The organism is Martinezella lusitana, assembly GCF_900094565.1.
In the GTDB taxonomy this organism is placed as follows: domain Bacteria; phylum Pseudomonadota; class Alphaproteobacteria; order Rhizobiales; family Rhizobiaceae; genus Rhizobium; species Rhizobium lusitanum.
The window spans coordinates 332,101-348,177 of record NZ_FMAF01000003.1; the positions used below are offsets into that span (position 1 = coordinate 332,101).

Genomic DNA, 16,077 nt, shown 5'->3' on the forward strand with positions numbered 1-16,077 from the left:
GTTTGCAAAATTGCATGGCGCGATAGCATGATGGACGATGGGGGAATTTTGAACGATCCGGGCTTTTGGTCCCAGCAGCGGCGCACTGGAAGGGGAAGAACAAGGTGGAGGCATTTTACGTCATCGTGCTGGTCAGCACGGTCCTGATCCTGATCGCGGCTTTCTCGAGCCTGCTCGCCTTCCGCTTCGGCGCCCCACTGCTGTTGCTGTTCCTGATGATCGGGCTTGCCGCCGGCACGGATGGGCTGGGCATCGAATTCTCCAACAATTATCTCGCCTATATCCTCGGCTCGCTTGCGCTTGCCATCATCCTCTTCGATTCCGGCTACGGCACACCGATCCAGGCGTTCAAGCTCGCAGCCGCGCCGGCGTTAACCATCGCCTCCGTCGGCGTACTCGTGACCGCAGGCCTGTTTGCCTTTGCCTCTACCTGGCTTCTCGGCTTTACCTGGCTGCAGGGCCTGCTGCTCGGTTCGATCGTCGCCTCCACCGACGCCGCTGCCGTCTTCTTCCTGCTGCGCATCGGCGGCATCAATATCCGCGACAAGGTGCGCTCCACGCTGGAAGTCGAATCCGGCACCAACGATCCGATGGCCATTTTCCTGACGCTGGCGCTGGTCGAGTTGCTGGCGAGCGGTGAAGGCTATGGCGGTATCAACCTTGCCATGCTGGGGGCGTTCATCCAGCAGATGGGGCTTGGCGTCATCCTCGGCCTGCTCGGCGGCATGATGATCGTCCTCATCGTCAGCCGCCTCGAGACCGATCGCGGCCTGACGCCGATCTTCGTGCTGGCGCTGGCGCTCCTCGTCTTCTCCTTTACCGGCGCCGTCGGCGGCAGCGGCTTCCTGGCCGTCTATGTCGCGGGCATCTATGCCGGCAACCGCAAGATGCCCGCCTCGGCCTCCATCAAGCGTTTCCAGGACGGCATGACCTGGCTGGCACAGATCATCATGTTCCTCGTCCTTGGCCTGCTCGCCACGCCATCGCAATTTCCCGCAATCGCCATCCCCTCGGTGGCGCTGGCCCTGTTCCTCATCTTCGTCGCCCGGCCGATCGCCGTCTGGCTCTGCCTGCTGCCCTTCGATTATACCCAGCGCGAGACCGGCTTCGTCGCCTGGGTCGGCCTGCGTGGCGCCGTCTCCATCCTGCTTGCGATCATACCGATCCTCGGCAATCTCGAGGCAGGCCAGACCTATTTCAACGTGGCCTTCATCGTCGTGCTGGTGTCGCTGCTCGTCCAGGGCTGGACCATCAAGCCCATGGCGCGCAAGCTCGGCCTCATCGTGCCGCCTCGCATCGGCGCGATCGATAAGGTCGAGGTCGACCTGCCGGGTACGGCCAGTCACGAGCTGCTTTCCTATCGCGTCGTAAAAGACAGCCCGGTTCTGCGCGGCGAGCGCATTCCGCGCTGGGCCATGCCTTCGCTCGTCGTGCGCGACGGCAAGTCGATGCGCTATCAATATGCCGGCCGCCTGCGCGAAAACGATGTCATCTATCTCTTCATCGCGCCCAGCTATTCGCGCCTGCTCGACCGCCTCTTCGCCAGCCGCGCGGCGGTCGATCCTGATGATGCCGAATTCTTCGGTGCCTTCTCGATCTCGCCGCTGCGCCCCGCCGCCGATCTCGACGCCGCCTATGGGCCGGGGCTGCTCAGCGAACAGGAAAAGGGCCTCACGATCGCCGAACTCATGCGTCAGCGCCTTGGCGGCAAGGCTGATTATGCCGACCGGGTGCGTCTTGGCGAAATCATCCTCATCGTTCGCGATCTCGATGAGAACGACCATATCCAATCCGTCGGGATGTCGTTGGAAGCCTTGGAACCGCCGGTCATCCTGCCGATTTTCATCAATCTGCACGATATTCTGAACGGCATTCGCAGCTTTATGCGCAGACGTCGCGAACGTGTGGGAGAGGCCGTTTCAACCGATTCCAATACCGGCAAAAACGACCCCTGACCGCCTTGCGTCTCCGATCATCCGTAGTATGGTCGGCGCACTTCACGCTACCAACAACATTGGATCCTCCCCATGGCAGCCTTCAAGACCCTCGACAATCTCACCGACATCACCGGCAAGCGCGTGCTCGTGCGCGTCGACTTGAATGTGCCGGTCAAGGACGGCAAGGTCACCGATGCGACCCGCATCGAGCGCGTCGCGCCGACGATTCTCGAATTGTCGGAAAAGGGTGCCAAGGTGATCCTGCTTGCCCATTTCGGCCGCCCGAAGGATGGCCCGTCGCCGGACCTTTCCCTTGGCCTCATCATCCCTGCGGTCGAGGAAGTCCTCGACCACGCTGTTCTCTTCGCCTCCGATTGCATCGGCGCGCCGGCTGCCGACGCGATCGCCAAGATGAACAATGGCGACATCCTGTTGCTGGAAAATACCCGCTTCCATAAGGAGGAAGAGAAGAACGACGCGGCCTTCACCAAGGCGCTTGCCGCCAATGGCGACATCTACGTCAACGATGCCTTCTCCGCTGCCCACCGTGCCCACTCCTCGACCGAAGGTCTCGCCCATCTCCTGCCAGCCTATGCCGGCCGCACCATGCAGGCCGAACTTGAAGCCCTGGAAAAGGGCCTTGGCAACCCGGTCCGCCCCGTCGTCGCCATCGTCGGCGGCGCCAAGGTCTCGACCAAGATCGATCTGTTGATGAACCTCGTGAAGAGGGTCGATGCGCTGGTGATCGGTGGCGGCATGGCCAATACGTTCCTTGCCGCCCGCGGCACGAATGTCGGCAAGTCGCTTTGCGAGCATGACCTCGCCAACACCGCCAAGCAGATCATGATCGAAGCCGCCACGTCCGGCTGCGCGATCGTCCTGCCGGAAGACGGCGTCGTCGCTCGCGAGTTCAAGGCAGGCGCCGACAACGAGGTCGTCGCCATCGAAGCCATCCCGGCTGACGCCATGGTGCTCGATGTCGGCCCCAAGTCGGTTGAGGCAATCAAGAGCTGGATCGGCCGCGCCACGACGCTGGTCTGGAACGGCCCGCTCGGCGCCTTCGAAATCGCCCCCTTCGATGCCGCAACCGTCGCGGCCGCCAAATACGCCGCCGAATGCACCAAGGCCGGCAAGCTGACCTCCGTCGCCGGCGGTGGCGACACGGTTTCCGCGCTCAATCACGCGGGCGTTGCCGATGATTTCACCTACGTCTCGACCGCAGGCGGCGCCTTCCTCGAATGGATGGAGGGCAAGGTTCTGCCCGGCGTCGCCGTTCTCCAGACGGCCAAGTAAGCGCGTTCGCACAAACGAGTGAAGAGAGCCGCGAAGGCGAAGGCTTTCGCGGCTTTCCTGTGAGTGCTAAGATAGGCTCCGAAACTTTCAAACGGTTGAAATCATTTCAATCGTTTCAATTAGTTAGCCAGCCATTTCCCTCCTTCTATACTTCTGTTATCGCCGATCTATATTGATCTTGTCGCCGACTGAAATCGCCTTGGAGAAACAAAATGAGCGAACGAATTGAAGACATTGCCGTGAAGATGGTTGCCGGTGGCAAGGGTCTCCTGGCGGCGGATGAATCTACCGCCACCAACAAGAAGCGCTTCGACACCATCTCTCTCGTTTCCACGGAAGAGAGCCGCCGCGACTATCGCGAGATGCTCTTCCGCTCCGACGAAGCGATGAAGAAGTACATTTCCGGCGTCATCCTCTATGAGGAAACCCTCTTCCAGAAAGCTGCGAACGGCACGCCTTTCGTCGATGTCATCAGGGCCGCAGACAGCATTCCCGGCATCAAGGTCGATATCGGCGCCAAGCCGCTGGCCGGCTTTCCCGGCGAAACCGTCACCGAGGGCCTCGACGGCCTCGCCGATCGCCTGGCGAAATATTATGACGCCGGCGCCCGCTTTGCCAAATGGCGCGGCGTGATCGCCATTTCCGACACGCTTCCGACCTTTGGCGCCGTCAAGGCGAATGCCCATGCGCTCGCCCGCTATGCCGCCCTTTGCCAGCAAGCGAAGATCGTTCCGATCGTCGAGCCGGAAGTGCTGATGGACGGCGAGCCCGGCACACAGAGCCTCGACCGCAGTGAAGAAGTCACTCGCTGGACGCTGCAGATCGTCTTCCAGGAGCTCGCGGAAGCCCGCATCAAGCTCGAAGGCATGATCCTGAAGCCAAGCATGGTCATTGACGGCAAGAAGGTCCGCAAGGCCTCCGTCGAGCAGGTTGCCGAGCGCACCGTCAAGGTGCTGAAGGAAACCGTGCCCTCGGCCGTTCCCGGCATCGCCTTCCTTTCGGGCGGCCAGTCGACCGAGGAAGCGACCGCCCATCTCTCCGCCATCAACTCCGGCTACGATCTGCCCTGGCAGGTGACCTTCTCCTATGGCCGCGCACTGCAGGACGCAGCGCTGAAGGCATGGGGCGGCAAGGCAGAAAATGTCGCCGCCGGCCAGCGCGCCTTCACCCACCGAGCCGAGATGAACTATCTCGCCGCCAAGGGCAGCTGGACGAAGGATCGCGAACAGGCTGCCTGATTTCGGCGAGTACCCGAACGAATCAAAAGCCCCGGTCACGACGTGACCGGGGCTTTTTTTGCGTTCGCACAATAGCCAACCGAATGCTCAGAACAGACCAAGTCACATCTGCCGCAATGACAAGAATAGGTTCGCTGTGATATCGGAAAATAACCGTGTCAAACGGCTGTAACGAAAGACCGGCACTAGGTTGTCCCGCTTATAATCAACGGGCTTAATAGAGGGGTTGCCATATGCTTGCCTGGCGCGGTTTTGTTGCTGTTCTTGCCGTCGCCTTAGTAGCCCAAATAGGCATTGCTCGTGCCCAGCAGTTGCAGACGGCTGTTCCCGTCTTTTCCCCGACCGGACCAGACGCAGTGGCCTACGGTGAGAAACTCGGTTATCCCGTCGGTCTGCCACTTAGCGAACAACGCAACATGATCGGCAACTTCAGTCACGCCGATCAGCTCGCGCCGACACACACGATCGCCGCCGCCGAGCATCCGCTACCGCTGCTGCGCGCCCCTTCCGAGATTTCGGTCAAGTTCACATTCGGCGCCGAAGCCGCCACCTTGTCGAAATATCTCGACACCAATCCCACCACGGGATTGCTGATTGCCCACAACGACACGATCCTGTTCGAACATTATCAATACGGCCGCACCGATCACGACCGCCTTGTCTCGCAATCCATGGCGAAAACATTGACCGGCATGATGATCGGGATCGCGATTTCCGAGGGTGCCATTCACTCCGTTGACGACACCGTGCAGACCTATGTGCCGGAGTTGAAGGGCACCGAGATGGGCAGCACGCCGATCCGCGCCTTGCTGCATATGGCCTCTGGCATTGCCTTCACGGAAAACTTCGGCAATCCCGACGACAACGTTCGGCTCAGCAATTCATTGCTCGGCCCGGAAAAGCTCGACCCCTATGCGGCCGTGTCGCGATTTAACAAGCGGGTCGCCGCTCCCGACACGGTCTGGCACTACAGCAATCTTGATACGGAAGGGCTGAGCCTGGTCCTGACCCACGCCACTCATATGACAATGTCGAACTATCTCCAGTCCCGGATATGGCAGCCGATGGGCGCGGAAGCCAGCGCGAATTGGCAGGTCGACAGCACGGGCCAGGAAGTCGGCTACTGCTGCTTTAGCGCGACGCTTCGCGACTATGCCCGCTTTGGCATGCTGCTTGCCCATGACGGTGCCTTGAACGGCCGACAGATCATACCGCGCCAGTGGCTGCTCGATGCAACGCAGCCGGTTACGCAAGGCTCGTTCCTTGCAGTCAATCAATTGCCGAACCCCTGGGGTTACGGCTATCAAATCTGGCTCATGCCTGGTCCACGCCGAACGTTTTTTCTGGACGGCCGGGCAGGTCAGCGCATCCTCGTCGATCCAACAACACATCTGGTACTTGTCCATACCGCGGTACGCGCGAAACCGGCCGATGCAGGCGGTGCCGAACTGGTCGAACTCTGGTCTAGCGTGCTCAAGCAGTTCCAGGGCAATTGAGGCGTCCATGCATGCCGCACCCTGGCATGGTGTAGGGTAAGGACCAATTCCCGCAGAAGAGGCCGATAGTGAACTTGTCATGGGCACAAGTTCGCGCCTTCAGCCATGATTGGGCAGCGGCTATATCCCTGGCAGTCCTATCAAAGCATCGGGAGCCGCCATGAACACCGTCGCCTATGTCACCGTCGATGTCTTCACGTCGGAGCGTTTCGTCGGCAATCCACTGGCCGTCATTCCCGACGCGCGCGGCCTCAGCGGCGATGCGATGCAGAAAATCGCGACCGAATTCAACTATTCGGAAACGACCTTCGTGCTGCCGCCGGAAAACCCCGATCATACGGCGCGCGTCCGCATCTTCACGCCGACAGCCGAAATTCCCTTTGCCGGTCACCCCAATGTCGGCACCGCCTTCGTCCTCGGCCGGCAGCGGGAGATCTTCGGAAAGCCCGTTGGCGACGGCTTGACCTTCGAGGAGGACGCCGGTCTCGTGGAGGTAACCCTGCTGCGTAGCGGCGATGACGTCACAGGTGCGAGCATACGCGCGCCGGGCAGCCTCAAGATCGGCGAGACGATCGCCGACGAGCTGATTGCGCGCTGCGTGCAGATCGAGCCGCTGTCGATCCGCAGGACATCGCACGCGCCGATATTTGCCTCCGTCGGCCTGCCCTTCGCCTTTGCTGAATTGGATAGCCTCGAAACACTCGGCAAGGCACGCCCGAATGCCGCTGTTTTCGCCGAGGCGGCCGCGCGGCACAAGGAAGACAAGACCGGATTCTCGCTCTTCCTCTATACGCGATCGGCCGAGAACCCGTGGCACATCCGCGCCCGCATGTTTGCGCCGCTTGACAATGTCATCGAGGACCCTGCAACCGGCAGCGCCTCCGCAGCCCTCGGCGCCTATCTGACCTCGCTGCTGCCGGCGCGCGATGCCGAGGTGAAAATCACCATCGAACAGGGTGTGGAGATGGGCCGGCGCAGTCTGATCGGCGTCGACGTCAGGAAATCTGACGGCATGGTAAATGATGTCTTTCTGTCGGGCAGCTGCGTCAAGATCATGCGCGGCGAAATCCTGCTCTGAAGAGAGGCACATCTGAGCTCGAAAGCCGATATCCGAGCCTGAAGGGCCTTAAAACGTCTCGTTGATGATCAGCGCAACTGTCCAGACGGCGAAGGCGATGATGGCGATCTTCCAGAAATCGACCCGGCGCCTGAGGCCCGGCAGTCCCAGTGGCTTGATGACCTGCACCGCCATGGCGAGCAGCAGCAGCACCGCGATGACTTTTGTCACGCTATTTTTCCCCGTTTGCGCAAGAGTGAGCATAACCGCGACCAAAAACCGCTGCGCAGTTTTCTTGATCATGCTCTAACGTCATAGGACGGACATCTTTCCGCGCCAACAGACTGTTTCTACACGCCGATAGCGGCAATCCGGGACACAATCAATAGCGAAGACGGACAGGAGGGTATTCCTGTCTTATCGGTTCCTTAAACGGATCCGCATGAAGGTGGGGAGCATGAAAAGAAACATTTTGCCCGTATTGGCCCTGCTGTTCGGCACGCTCTTCCTGTTTACGGGAAACGGCCTGCATAGCCTGCTGCTGCCGGTACGCGGCACGGCCGAAGGCTACGCGACCACGACGCTCGGCCTGCTCGGCACGACCTGGGCCACCGGTTTCGTGCTGGGCTGCCTGACCGCGCCGAAGGTGGTCCGGCGCATCGGTCATGTCCGCGCCTTTTCGGGCTTCATCTCCGTCATCGCCATCATCGCGCTTCTGACCGGCATCGTCGTCGATGCGACCTGGTGGGTGGCACTGCGCGCCGTCACCGGCTTCTGCACCGCCGGCACCTCGATGATCATCGAAAGCTGGCTCAACGAGCGGGCGACCAACGAGAGCCGCGGCGCGATCTTTTCGCTCTATATCGGCATCACGCTGATCGGCGCGGTCGCCGGCCAGATGATGGTGCCCTTCGCCGACATCCATACGCCCATTCTCTTCATGATGTGCGGCATCTGCTATTGCATCGCCATGCTGCCGACCACGCTGTCGACCGCCGCCTCGCCGCAGCCGCTGAAAGCCGTCAGCCTCGACCTGAAGGCGCTCTACCGCAATTCGCCGGTGGCCTCGCTCGGCATCCTGCTTGTTGGTATCGCCAACGGTGCCTACGGCACGCTCGGCGCCGTATTCGGCGCCAATGCCGGCCTTTCGGATCGTGACATCGCGATTATGATGAGTTCGACTATCTTTGCCGGCGCCGTAATGCAATTTCCGGCCGGACGTCTTTCCGACCGCATCGACCGCCGCTACGTGCTGGCGGGCATGGCCGCCATCGCGGCCCTCGACGGCCTGCTGCTCTTCCTGCTGAAACCGAGCAGCCCCTACTTCCTCATCGGCATGGTGGTGGTCTACGGCGCGGTCGCCAACACGCTCTATCCGATCACCGTCGCCCACGCCAACGACTTCGCCGCGCCGGAGGACTTCGTCAAGGTTTCCGGCGGCCTGTTGCTGCTCTATGGCATCGGCACCATCATCGGCCCGACGATCGGCGGACCCGTCATGTCCTCCGTTGGCCCCTACTCCCTCTTCTTCCTGACAGCCGTCGCCCACCTGCTCATAACAGCCTATTCCATCTTCCGCAGTCGCCGCCGCGCCGCCAGACCCGCGGGCGATCGCGACGCCTACACGACGATGCCATCCGCCAACGCCCAGATGATCACGCCGGAGAGCATGTCACTCGCGCGAAGCGAGACTTCAAAAAAGGACGATATAACTGTAAATTACGGCACCTGATCCCTTTGCGGGAAAAGGAGGAGCCAAAATGAGCATTTTCGACGATGACCGTCCGCAGAAACCGTCAGTCCACGAGATCGGCAGCGATCTGTCGCTGCTGTCTGTCGACGAGCTGAAAAATCGCATAGCACTCCTGCAGAGCGAAATCGCCCGGCTGGAGGAGGAAATTGCCACCAAGGCATCCGGCCGCAAGGCGGCGGAGAATCTCTTTCGTTTCTGAAGCCCCGGCAGCGCAAAATCGAGGCGGCAAGATTTTGATCGCGATATGCTCAACAAAATATTAAGCTTTACGACTTATTACTATGATCATCCAGATTCGCTCTGGACTCAGACAGTTTCTCCACTTGGCGAATTGGTCTGATTTTTCTCCCTGTTTTACCTTGAGAGCCGCTTTTGCGGCTCTTCTTTTTTGCCATGTATCGGCCTCTTCGACGAAACTGTGGAGATTAACCCTTTCTTAAGAATCGCCTTGCGAATTTCAGTTAAAACCACCATCTTGAAGTCATAAAAGCAGATGCGGAAAGCTCTTAGGGACTTTACCGGCTTTTCCTGAACAAAAGTGTTGCGTGAAGCAGGGATTTATTCGATGTCGGAACTTGGGTTGAACACGATCAGCTTCGCTGGCCATGCCGCATCTTCGGCACAGTTCAGGGCGCTGTATGCCGAGGGCATGTCGCTGGTCGAGGAAACCGCCGGCTATCTGGACGGTCAGGGCCGGGCCGCCTCCAAGGTTCTGCCGCGCATGGCCTCCGTGCTCTATGCCGCAGAATCCATGCGGCTGACCACCCGCCTCATGCAGATGGCCTCCTGGCTGCTGCTGCAGCGCGCCGTCAACAATGGCGAAATGTCACGAGATCAGGTGCTGGCCGAGAAGAACAAGGTTCGCCTCGACGGCTTCAACGTGGACCGCACCGCACCCGGCTGGAGCGACCTGCCGGAATCCTTCCGCGACCTCGTGGAGCGCTCCCTTCGCCTGCAGAACCGCGTCGCCCTGCTCGACCGCGAGATCTACCGCCCGACCGAAGCCCCGATCGTTCCGGACAACCAGAATAGCGTCAAGGCACAGCTTACCCTGCTGCAGACCGCTTTCGGAAACAATTGAACCCATCGAGATATCGGTGACGGATTTGAACCGGTCGCGCCATGCGCGGCCGGTTTTGTTTTCGCGTCATAGCGAAATGATCGCGCCGCACCAGTCGGCCACTGCAGAACAACAAAAAAGCCCGGCAAAACCGGGCTCTTTCAAAACAACAAATCGCGAAGCGATTAGATGCCAAGACCGCCGAAGCGCTTGTTGAACTTCGAAACGCGGCCGGCGCGGTCAACCATCTGCTGGTTGCCACCCGTCCAGGCCGGATGGGACTTGCTGTCGATTTCGAGATTCATGACAGCGCCTTCAGAACCCCAGGTCGAGCGGGTTTCATATTCGGTGCCGTCGGTCATGACCACTTTGATCGTGTGGTAGTCGGGATGGATGTTTGCCTTCATAACAATCTTCCTGTCATGGCAGGGTCCATTTGTCGCAAGGCATTGCGGCAACCGAACCGATTGAATAAATGAAGCCGCAGTCCGGTTAGGCCACGGCTTCCAATTAAGATGGCGTGCCTATACATGAAGGCTGCAGGGATAACAAGGGGCGAAAACGTCAAGTCCCTTGCTGATACGGGGATTGGAGACGACTTGTCGGAAATTGGCCAGGCAGACGAAAAAACCAACAGGTCTATCCGACCCCTTGGACGACTGGCGCCCTATCTCAGGCGATATCGGGGCATGGTGGCCGGAGCGCTCGTCGCTCTTGTCGTTGCCGCCGTTACGTCGCTCGCTCTGCCGATCGCCGTGCGGCGCGTGATCGATCACGGCTTCGATCAGATCGACCGCGGCCTCATCGACAGCTATTTCATCGCGATCATGGCCATGGCCCTGTTGCTCGCCGCGGCGAGCGCCCTGCGCTACTATTTCGTCATTTCGATCGGCGAGCGCATCGTCTCCGACATGCGCCGCGAAGTCTTCGATCACGTGACGCGGCTGTCGCCCTCCTTCTTCGACGTCAACCAGTCGGGCGAGATCGTCTCGCGGCTGACGGCCGATACGACGCAGATCAAGTCGGCCGTCGGCTCGACGGCCTCGGCGGCGCTGCGCAACCTCATCCTCTGTCTCGGCGCCATGGTGATGATGATCTTCACCAGCCCGAAGCTTTCGAGCATCGTGCTGATCGCGATCCCCCTCATCGTGCTGCCGCTTGTCAGTTTCGGCCGTTCCGTGCGCAAACGCTCGCGCGCTGCGCAGGATAGGCTGGCCAATGCATCGGCCTATGCCAACGAAACCATCGCCGCCAGCCGCACCATACAGGCCTATAACGGCGAAGAGGCAGCCTCCCGGCGCTACGGCGCGGCGGTCGAGGACGCCTATCAGGCGGCGCGTGCGGCGATCAAATCCCGCTCGCTGCTGACAGGTTTTGCCATCGCCATGGTCTTCGGCAGCATCGTTGCCGTTCTCCGGGTCGGCGCGCAGAACGTGCTCGACGGCACGATGTCGGCGGGAACGCTCGGCCAGTTCCTGCTCTATTCCGTGATTGCCGGCTCCTCGCTCGGTTCGCTGTCGGAAGTCTGGGGCGAGCTGTCGCAGGCGGCAGGTGCTGCCGACCGCCTTGGCGAGCTTCTTGCCGAAGTTTCGCCGATCGCCGCACCGGCCGATCCCCAGCCTCTGCCGCAACCGCCACAGGGCCGGGTGGAGTTCTCGGACGTTCACTTCTCCTATCCGTCAAGGCCGAATAGATCGGCGCTGCACGGACTGTCCTTCTCGGTCACATCAGGCGAAACCGTGGCGATCGTCGGCGCATCAGGGGCCGGCAAGAGCACTATCTTCTCGCTGCTGCTGCGCTTTTACGATCCACAGCAGGGCAGCGTCGCCGTCGACGGCGTGGATATCTGCCGCGTTCCGCCGGAGGCATTGCGCGAACGTATCGCCATCGTCCCCCAAGACACGACGATCTTCGCCAGCTCGATCCACGACAATATCGCCTTCGGACGCCCTGGCGCCTCTCGCGACGAAGTGCACGCCGCCGCCATCGCCGCTCAGGCGGACGAATTCATTTCACGCCTGGAGCAGGGTTACGATACGCAGGTGGGCGAGCGCGGCGTCACGCTTTCCGGCGGCCAGCGCCAGCGCATCGCCATTGCCCGCGCCATCTTGAAGAATGCACCGGTTCTCTTGCTCGATGAAGCGACCTCCGCGCTCGATGCCGAGAGCGAAACGCTGGTGCAGAAGGCGCTGGAAGGCCTGATGGAAACGCGCACCACCCTCGTCATCGCCCATCGCCTGGCAACCGTCCTGAAGGCCGATCGCATTCTCGTGCTGGATCAGGGCCGCATCGTCGAAGAGGGCACGCATCAGAGCCTGATCCGCCACGGCGGCATCTATGCGAAGCTCGCACGCCTGCAATTCGATGCCGGGATCGAGGAGCGCATGCTCGTCGCGAAATAGCGCGAACCGGGTTAAGTCACCCCGCATACAACCTTATGGAAATAACTTTCAAGTTGAGCTAGATTTTCAACGTTATCCCGCGCTGACGCGATTCTAGGAGACGAGAACCATGTATAAATTTGAAGTCTACAAGGACAAGGCCGGCGAGTTTCGCTTCCGCTTCAAAGCCTCGAACGGCGAAACCATGTTCGGGTCCGAAGGCTACAAGGCGAAGGCTTCAGCCCTGCATGCCATCGAATCGATCAAGGCACATGTCGGCGGCGCCGTCATCGACGACCAGACCACCGCTACCGCCTAAGACTTCGCGTCAAGCGCTTGCTATAAAGACCGGCCGGTCGCCGTTTGGCGTGCCGGCCGTTTTTTTGTTCGACAATAAATTTCGAGAACCCCTTCACGCCTGTCGAATTCGCCGCTGCTCGCGGCTCATTGTATCGAAGCGGCAGAAAGTCGCTTCGCCGGCAGCGCCGCATATTCTACAATTGAATTTTCAGATGCAGCGTCTGCCCGGCACCATCAACAGAGCAAATGGGAGTTGTCTCATGCAATACGCTTTGATCATCCGTGAATCGGCCGAGGACTTTAAGCGCCGCGAGGATCCGGCCTACAAGAACGGCTGGATTGCCTACACTCAGGCACTTGTCCAGGCCGGCATCATGACCGGCGGCGCAGGGTTGACCGCGCCGGAAACAGCGACGGTCGTCCGCCGCCGCGGCGAAGACCACGATGTGCAGGACGGCCCCTTCCCCGAGGGCAAGGAGCAGCTCGGCGGCTTCTACCTGATCGACGTGCCGGATCTCGATGCCGCGCTGGAATGGGCCGTGCGGGTTCCGGTCTCCCAGCAGGGCTCGGTCGAAGTACGGCCGCGCTTGCAGATGTAATCGTCATGACCTCAGAGGCCCGACGCGCTGCCGAACAGGCGGCGCGTCAATCCTACGGCAAGCTGATTGCTTTTCTCGCCGCGCGCTTCCGCGATGTGCCGGCGGCGGAAGATGCCTTGTCCGACGCGATCACGGCAGCGCTGGCTACCTGGCCGGAACGCGGCATCCCCGACAATCCCGAAGCATGGCTGCTGGTTTCAGCGAAGCGTAACCTGCTTCGCCGGATCAGGCACGAGAACGTCAAGACCGCCGCCCGTGAGAGGATCATGATGGCCTTCGACGAGGCGGAGGAGCGCATGAATGCCGACAATCCGATATTTCCGGATGAGCGATTGAAGCTCCTCTTCGTCTGCACCCATCCGGCTCTGGATCGATCCGCTCATACGCCGCTGATGCTGCAAACCGTGCTTGCCATCGATGCCGCAACCATCGCCAAGGCCTTCCTCGTCTCGCCGCAGGCCATGAGCCAACGACTGGTGCGGGCGAAGATCAAGATCCGCGACGCCAATATCCCTTTTGTCGTTCCGGACCGATCCCTGTTGCCAGATCGATTGGAAAGCGTGCTCTCGGCGATCTATGCCGCCTACGGGCTCGGCTGGGACGGGGTTGACGGCGAGACCGGCAAGCAGGGCAATCTCGCCGATGAAGCCATCTGGCTCGGCCGTACGCTGCTGGCGACCCTGCCGGAGGAGCCGGAAGCAGCAGGCCTCTTGTCGCTGATGCTCTACAGCGAATCCCGCCGCGGGGCCCGCCGCGATGTGAATGGGCAGTATGTTCCTCTCGACCAACAGGATACCGCCCTCTGGGATACCGAAATGATCGTCGAGGCCGACAAGCTGCTGCGACTGGCCGGCACATTCGACCGTCTCGGTCCATTCCAGTGCCAGGCCGCAATTCAATCCGTACACGCCGACCGACGACGCTCCGGCGTGACCGACTGGACGGTACTTGCCAAGCTCTATGACGCGCTTGTGCTCATGAAGCCGACTGTCGGCGCCCGCGTCAGCCACGCGGCCGTCACAGGCAGGGTGCAAGGTCCGGCAGCCGGATTACGTCATCTGAATCAGATGGCAGAGCGCGATATCAACAGCTACCAGCCCTATTGGGCGGTGCGCGCGCATCTGTTAGCCGAGGTGGAGGATACGAAGGAGGCCGTCGCGGCCTACCAAATGGCAATCGGCTTGAGCGAGAGCAATGTTATACGCGATTGGCTGCAGAAGAAGCTAATCGCCCTCTGATCGCACCTAGCTTATCGAATGCCTAGACGGCTCATTACAACCTAATGTAAACAATTCCATAGAAGGATACGACTCAAGCGAAGGGATAGGGAAAGTGCATCGACGCTCCTTTGTCACCGGATCCGGTGCTTTCATCGCGCTTGTTTCAGTCGGTTTTGGCAAAGGTTACGCCGCGGTGACGAAAAAGGAGAACTTTCCGCCGGCTCCACAGTGGAAACCATCCTTTCGGCAGCCGACCGGCAAGATAATAGAGCGAATCTCATATTATTTGGACGGGAAGCGCGACTTTTCAGTCTTCCGCAATGGCACCTGTGTCGTGTTGAAGCAGGGATTAAGTGACAAAGATGCCAAGTCGTTCTCGCTGACGACCCTCTCCAACATCTTTAACTCTCATCCCGACATGAATCCGCTGTCGATGGACGATGGCAACATTCTGGTCCGCTACAATCAACCAGCCATGAACGTGGTGCTACGTGACGTCGCTCGGGCGCATTGGCCGGAAATAGAGAAGCATCACCTTGAGGGGCTAGCTGCATCGGAAGTGCTGATCACACCGCAAGGACCGAACAAGTTCGACGACTTCGGCAAGCAAGCACTGCTTGGCCGGGCCTATATGTTCATGGATGCAGCGGCTCCCGAGATCATTGAGATCCATCGAGCAAACTGATTGAGTGGGCTCTCGACCAACCTGCCCTACTTCTCCGTCAGCTTCAACTCGATGCGCCGGTTGGTAGCGCGGGCGTCCGGCGTGTCGCCGGGAGCGATCGGCTGGAATTCGCCGAAGCCGGCCGCGACGAGCCTGTCGGCGGGGACGCCCTCTGCGATCAGGAACTTGACCACGGCGATGGCGCGCGCGGATGACAGCGCCCAGTTATCCGCATAGCGGCCGCTGCCCGAGAGCGGCACGTTGTCGGTATGGCCGTCGACACGCAGCACCCAATTGATCTCCGGCGGGATTTCCTTCGCCAAGTCAATAAGCGCGGCCGCAAGCTTGGCCATCTCCACCTGCCCGGCCGGATTGAGATCCGCCGCACCCGACGGGAACAACACTTCGGACTGGAACACGAAGCGGTCGCCGACGATGCGGATGTTGTCGCGGTCGGAAAGGATTTCACGCAACCGGCCGAAGAAATCGGAGCGATAGCGGTTCAGCTCCTGCACGCGCTGCGCCAGCGCCACGTTCAATCGCCGCCCGAGATCGGCAATCTTGACCTGCGACGACTGATCCTTGGACTCGGACGCCTGAAGCGCCGCCTCCACCGCGGCGATCTGGCTGCGGAGAGCGGCAATCTGCTGATTGAGGAGATCGACCTGGCTCAGCGCCCTGACGCTTGCCTGCTTCTGCTCGTCGAGCTGCTGCGTGAGCGTGCCGACACGCGTCTCGGCCGCCTGACTATTGCCGGAACCGGCGGCGAGCAAGGCCTGCAGGCGCGAGCGCTCACTCTCCGCTGACGAAAGGGATGCCTGCAGGTTGGCGACCGAATCCTCGAGGTCCTGCTTGCCGTTCTTTTCCAACGCCAGTTGCTCGACCAGATCGTTAATACGACTGTTCAGGCGATTGAGCACCTCGTCGCGACCCGATATTTCGCGGCTCAGAATGAATTGGCCGACGACGAAGACCGTCAGCAGGAACATGATGGCCATCAGCAGCGTCGACAGCGCGTCGACGAATCCAGGCCAATAATCCACCGATCTCTGATGGCGTCGGTTGCGGGCGAGCGCCAT

16 protein-coding genes are annotated in these 16,077 nt (G+C 60.6%); 13 read left to right on the top strand and 3 right to left on the bottom strand.

All coding sequences use genetic code 11. From position 1 onward, the window contains the following. The first annotated feature begins 104 nt into the window (after positions 1 to 104). The 5 genes from GA0061101_RS08010 to GA0061101_RS08030 all read left to right on the top strand — a co-directional run bounded on the left by GA0061101_RS08010 (position 105) and on the right by GA0061101_RS08030 (position 7,042). The gene (locus GA0061101_RS08010) at positions 105 to 1,955 is read left to right on the top strand and encodes a potassium/proton antiporter (protein ID WP_037196465.1); all 1,851 of its coding nucleotides are present in this window, start codon (positions 105 to 107) and stop codon (positions 1,953 to 1,955) included. 72 nt (positions 1,956 to 2,027) lie between these two features. Next, on the top strand, positions 2,028 to 3,230 hold the full coding sequence (locus GA0061101_RS08015; protein WP_037196464.1) for a phosphoglycerate kinase: 1,203 nt from the start codon (positions 2,028 to 2,030) through the stop codon (positions 3,228 to 3,230). Between the two features lie 212 nt (positions 3,231 to 3,442). Continuing rightward, complete coding sequence (locus GA0061101_RS08020; RefSeq protein ID WP_037196462.1) at positions 3,443 to 4,468, top strand: class I fructose-bisphosphate aldolase; 1,026 nt, start codon at positions 3,443 to 3,445, stop codon at positions 4,466 to 4,468. A gap of 233 nt (positions 4,469 to 4,701) precedes the next feature. Next, positions 4,702 to 5,964 (top strand): serine hydrolase domain-containing protein, encoded by a 1,263-nt coding sequence (locus GA0061101_RS08025; protein WP_047638950.1) that lies wholly within the window; start codon positions 4,702 to 4,704, stop codon positions 5,962 to 5,964. 160 nt (positions 5,965 to 6,124) lie between these two features. Then, positions 6,125 to 7,042: a PhzF family phenazine biosynthesis protein gene (locus tag GA0061101_RS08030; protein ID WP_092573432.1), complete on the top strand. Its 918-nt coding sequence runs from the start codon at positions 6,125 to 6,127 to the stop codon at positions 7,040 to 7,042. A 48-nt stretch (positions 7,043 to 7,090) separates the two neighbouring features. Here GA0061101_RS08030 and GA0061101_RS39325 read toward each other — a convergent pair whose 3' ends face one another. Then, a complete protein-coding gene (locus GA0061101_RS39325; RefSeq protein ID WP_092573544.1) occupies positions 7,091 to 7,252 on the bottom strand; it encodes a hypothetical protein in 162 nt (53 codons plus the stop codon). A 226-nt stretch (positions 7,253 to 7,478) separates the two neighbouring features. Between GA0061101_RS39325 and GA0061101_RS08040 the strand changes: the two genes are divergently transcribed. From GA0061101_RS08040 to rcdA, 3 genes are all read left to right on the top strand, one after another. Beyond that, positions 7,479 to 8,753 (top strand): MFS transporter, encoded by a 1,275-nt coding sequence (locus GA0061101_RS08040; protein WP_037196456.1) that lies wholly within the window; start codon positions 7,479 to 7,481, stop codon positions 8,751 to 8,753. A gap of 28 nt (positions 8,754 to 8,781) precedes the next feature. Beyond that, complete coding sequence (locus tag GA0061101_RS08045; RefSeq protein WP_037196455.1) at positions 8,782 to 8,973, top strand: DUF1192 domain-containing protein; 192 nt, start codon at positions 8,782 to 8,784, stop codon at positions 8,971 to 8,973. A gap of 366 nt (positions 8,974 to 9,339) precedes the next feature. Then, positions 9,340 to 9,855 (top strand): protease adaptor protein RcdA, encoded by a 516-nt coding sequence (gene rcdA / locus GA0061101_RS08050; RefSeq protein WP_047638952.1) that lies wholly within the window; start codon positions 9,340 to 9,342, stop codon positions 9,853 to 9,855. 164 nt (positions 9,856 to 10,019) lie between these two features. Here rcdA and rpmE read toward each other — a convergent pair whose 3' ends face one another. Further along, positions 10,020 to 10,241: a 50S ribosomal protein L31 gene (gene rpmE, locus GA0061101_RS08055; protein WP_037196451.1), complete on the bottom strand. Its 222-nt coding sequence runs from the start codon at positions 10,239 to 10,241 to the stop codon at positions 10,020 to 10,022. Positions 10,242 to 10,364: 123 nt separating this feature from the next. On the opposite strand from rpmE, the gene GA0061101_RS08060 reads away from it, so the two are divergent. The 5 genes from GA0061101_RS08060 to GA0061101_RS08080 all read left to right on the top strand — a co-directional run bounded on the left by GA0061101_RS08060 (position 10,365) and on the right by GA0061101_RS08080 (position 15,019). After that, entirely contained in the window at positions 10,365 to 12,236 is a 1,872-nt protein-coding gene (locus GA0061101_RS08060) for an ABC transporter transmembrane domain-containing protein (RefSeq protein WP_425349992.1), read from the top strand. 109 nt (positions 12,237 to 12,345) lie between these two features. Continuing rightward, a complete protein-coding gene (locus GA0061101_RS08065; protein WP_015341032.1) occupies positions 12,346 to 12,534 on the top strand; it encodes a YegP family protein in 189 nt (62 codons plus the stop codon). Between the two features lie 241 nt (positions 12,535 to 12,775). Next, entirely contained in the window at positions 12,776 to 13,114 is a 339-nt protein-coding gene (locus GA0061101_RS08070) for a YciI family protein (protein WP_037196447.1), read from the top strand. 5 nt (positions 13,115 to 13,119) lie between these two features. Then, entirely contained in the window at positions 13,120 to 14,352 is a 1,233-nt protein-coding gene (locus GA0061101_RS08075) for an RNA polymerase sigma factor (RefSeq protein ID WP_092573434.1), read from the top strand. 94 nt (positions 14,353 to 14,446) lie between these two features. Then, a complete protein-coding gene (locus tag GA0061101_RS08080) occupies positions 14,447 to 15,019 on the top strand; it encodes a hypothetical protein (RefSeq protein ID WP_092573435.1) in 573 nt (190 codons plus the stop codon). Between the two features lie 26 nt (positions 15,020 to 15,045). Here the strand turns inward: GA0061101_RS08080 and GA0061101_RS08085 are convergent, their stop codons facing one another. After that, positions 15,046 to 16,077, bottom strand: coding sequence for a peptidoglycan -binding protein (locus tag GA0061101_RS08085; protein ID WP_092573436.1), 1,032 nt, complete (start codon positions 16,075 to 16,077; stop codon positions 15,046 to 15,048).

Bases quoted from the DNA above. Each gene is read 5' to 3' on its own strand.
- GA0061101_RS08015 (WP_037196464.1), top strand. From the start codon at position 2,028: ATGGCAGCCTTCAAGACCCTCGACAATCTCACCGACATCACCGGCAAG.
- GA0061101_RS08020 (WP_037196462.1), top strand. From the start codon at position 3,443: ATGAGCGAACGAATTGAAGACATTGCCGTGAAGATGGTTGCCGGTGGC.
- GA0061101_RS08025 (WP_047638950.1), top strand. From the start codon at position 4,702: ATGCTTGCCTGGCGCGGTTTTGTTGCTGTTCTTGCCGTCGCCTTAGTA.
- GA0061101_RS08030 (WP_092573432.1), top strand. From the start codon at position 6,125: ATGAACACCGTCGCCTATGTCACCGTCGATGTCTTCACGTCGGAGCGT.
- GA0061101_RS08040 (WP_037196456.1), top strand. From the start codon at position 7,479: ATGAAAAGAAACATTTTGCCCGTATTGGCCCTGCTGTTCGGCACGCTC.
- GA0061101_RS08045 (WP_037196455.1), top strand. From the start codon at position 8,782: ATGAGCATTTTCGACGATGACCGTCCGCAGAAACCGTCAGTCCACGAG.
- rcdA (WP_047638952.1), top strand. From the start codon at position 9,340: ATGTCGGAACTTGGGTTGAACACGATCAGCTTCGCTGGCCATGCCGCA.
- rpmE (WP_037196451.1), bottom strand. From the start codon at position 10,241: ATGAAGGCAAACATCCATCCCGACTACCACACGATCAAAGTGGTCATG.
- GA0061101_RS08060 (WP_425349992.1), top strand. From the start codon at position 10,365: ATGAAGGCTGCAGGGATAACAAGGGGCGAAAACGTCAAGTCCCTTGCT.
- GA0061101_RS08065 (WP_015341032.1), top strand. From the start codon at position 12,346: ATGTATAAATTTGAAGTCTACAAGGACAAGGCCGGCGAGTTTCGCTTC.
- GA0061101_RS08070 (WP_037196447.1), top strand. From the start codon at position 12,776: ATGCAATACGCTTTGATCATCCGTGAATCGGCCGAGGACTTTAAGCGC.
- GA0061101_RS08075 (WP_092573434.1), top strand. From the start codon at position 13,120: ATGACCTCAGAGGCCCGACGCGCTGCCGAACAGGCGGCGCGTCAATCC.
- GA0061101_RS08085 (WP_092573436.1), bottom strand. From the start codon at position 16,077: ATGGCGCTCGCCCGCAACCGACGCCATCAGAGATCGGTGGATTATTGG.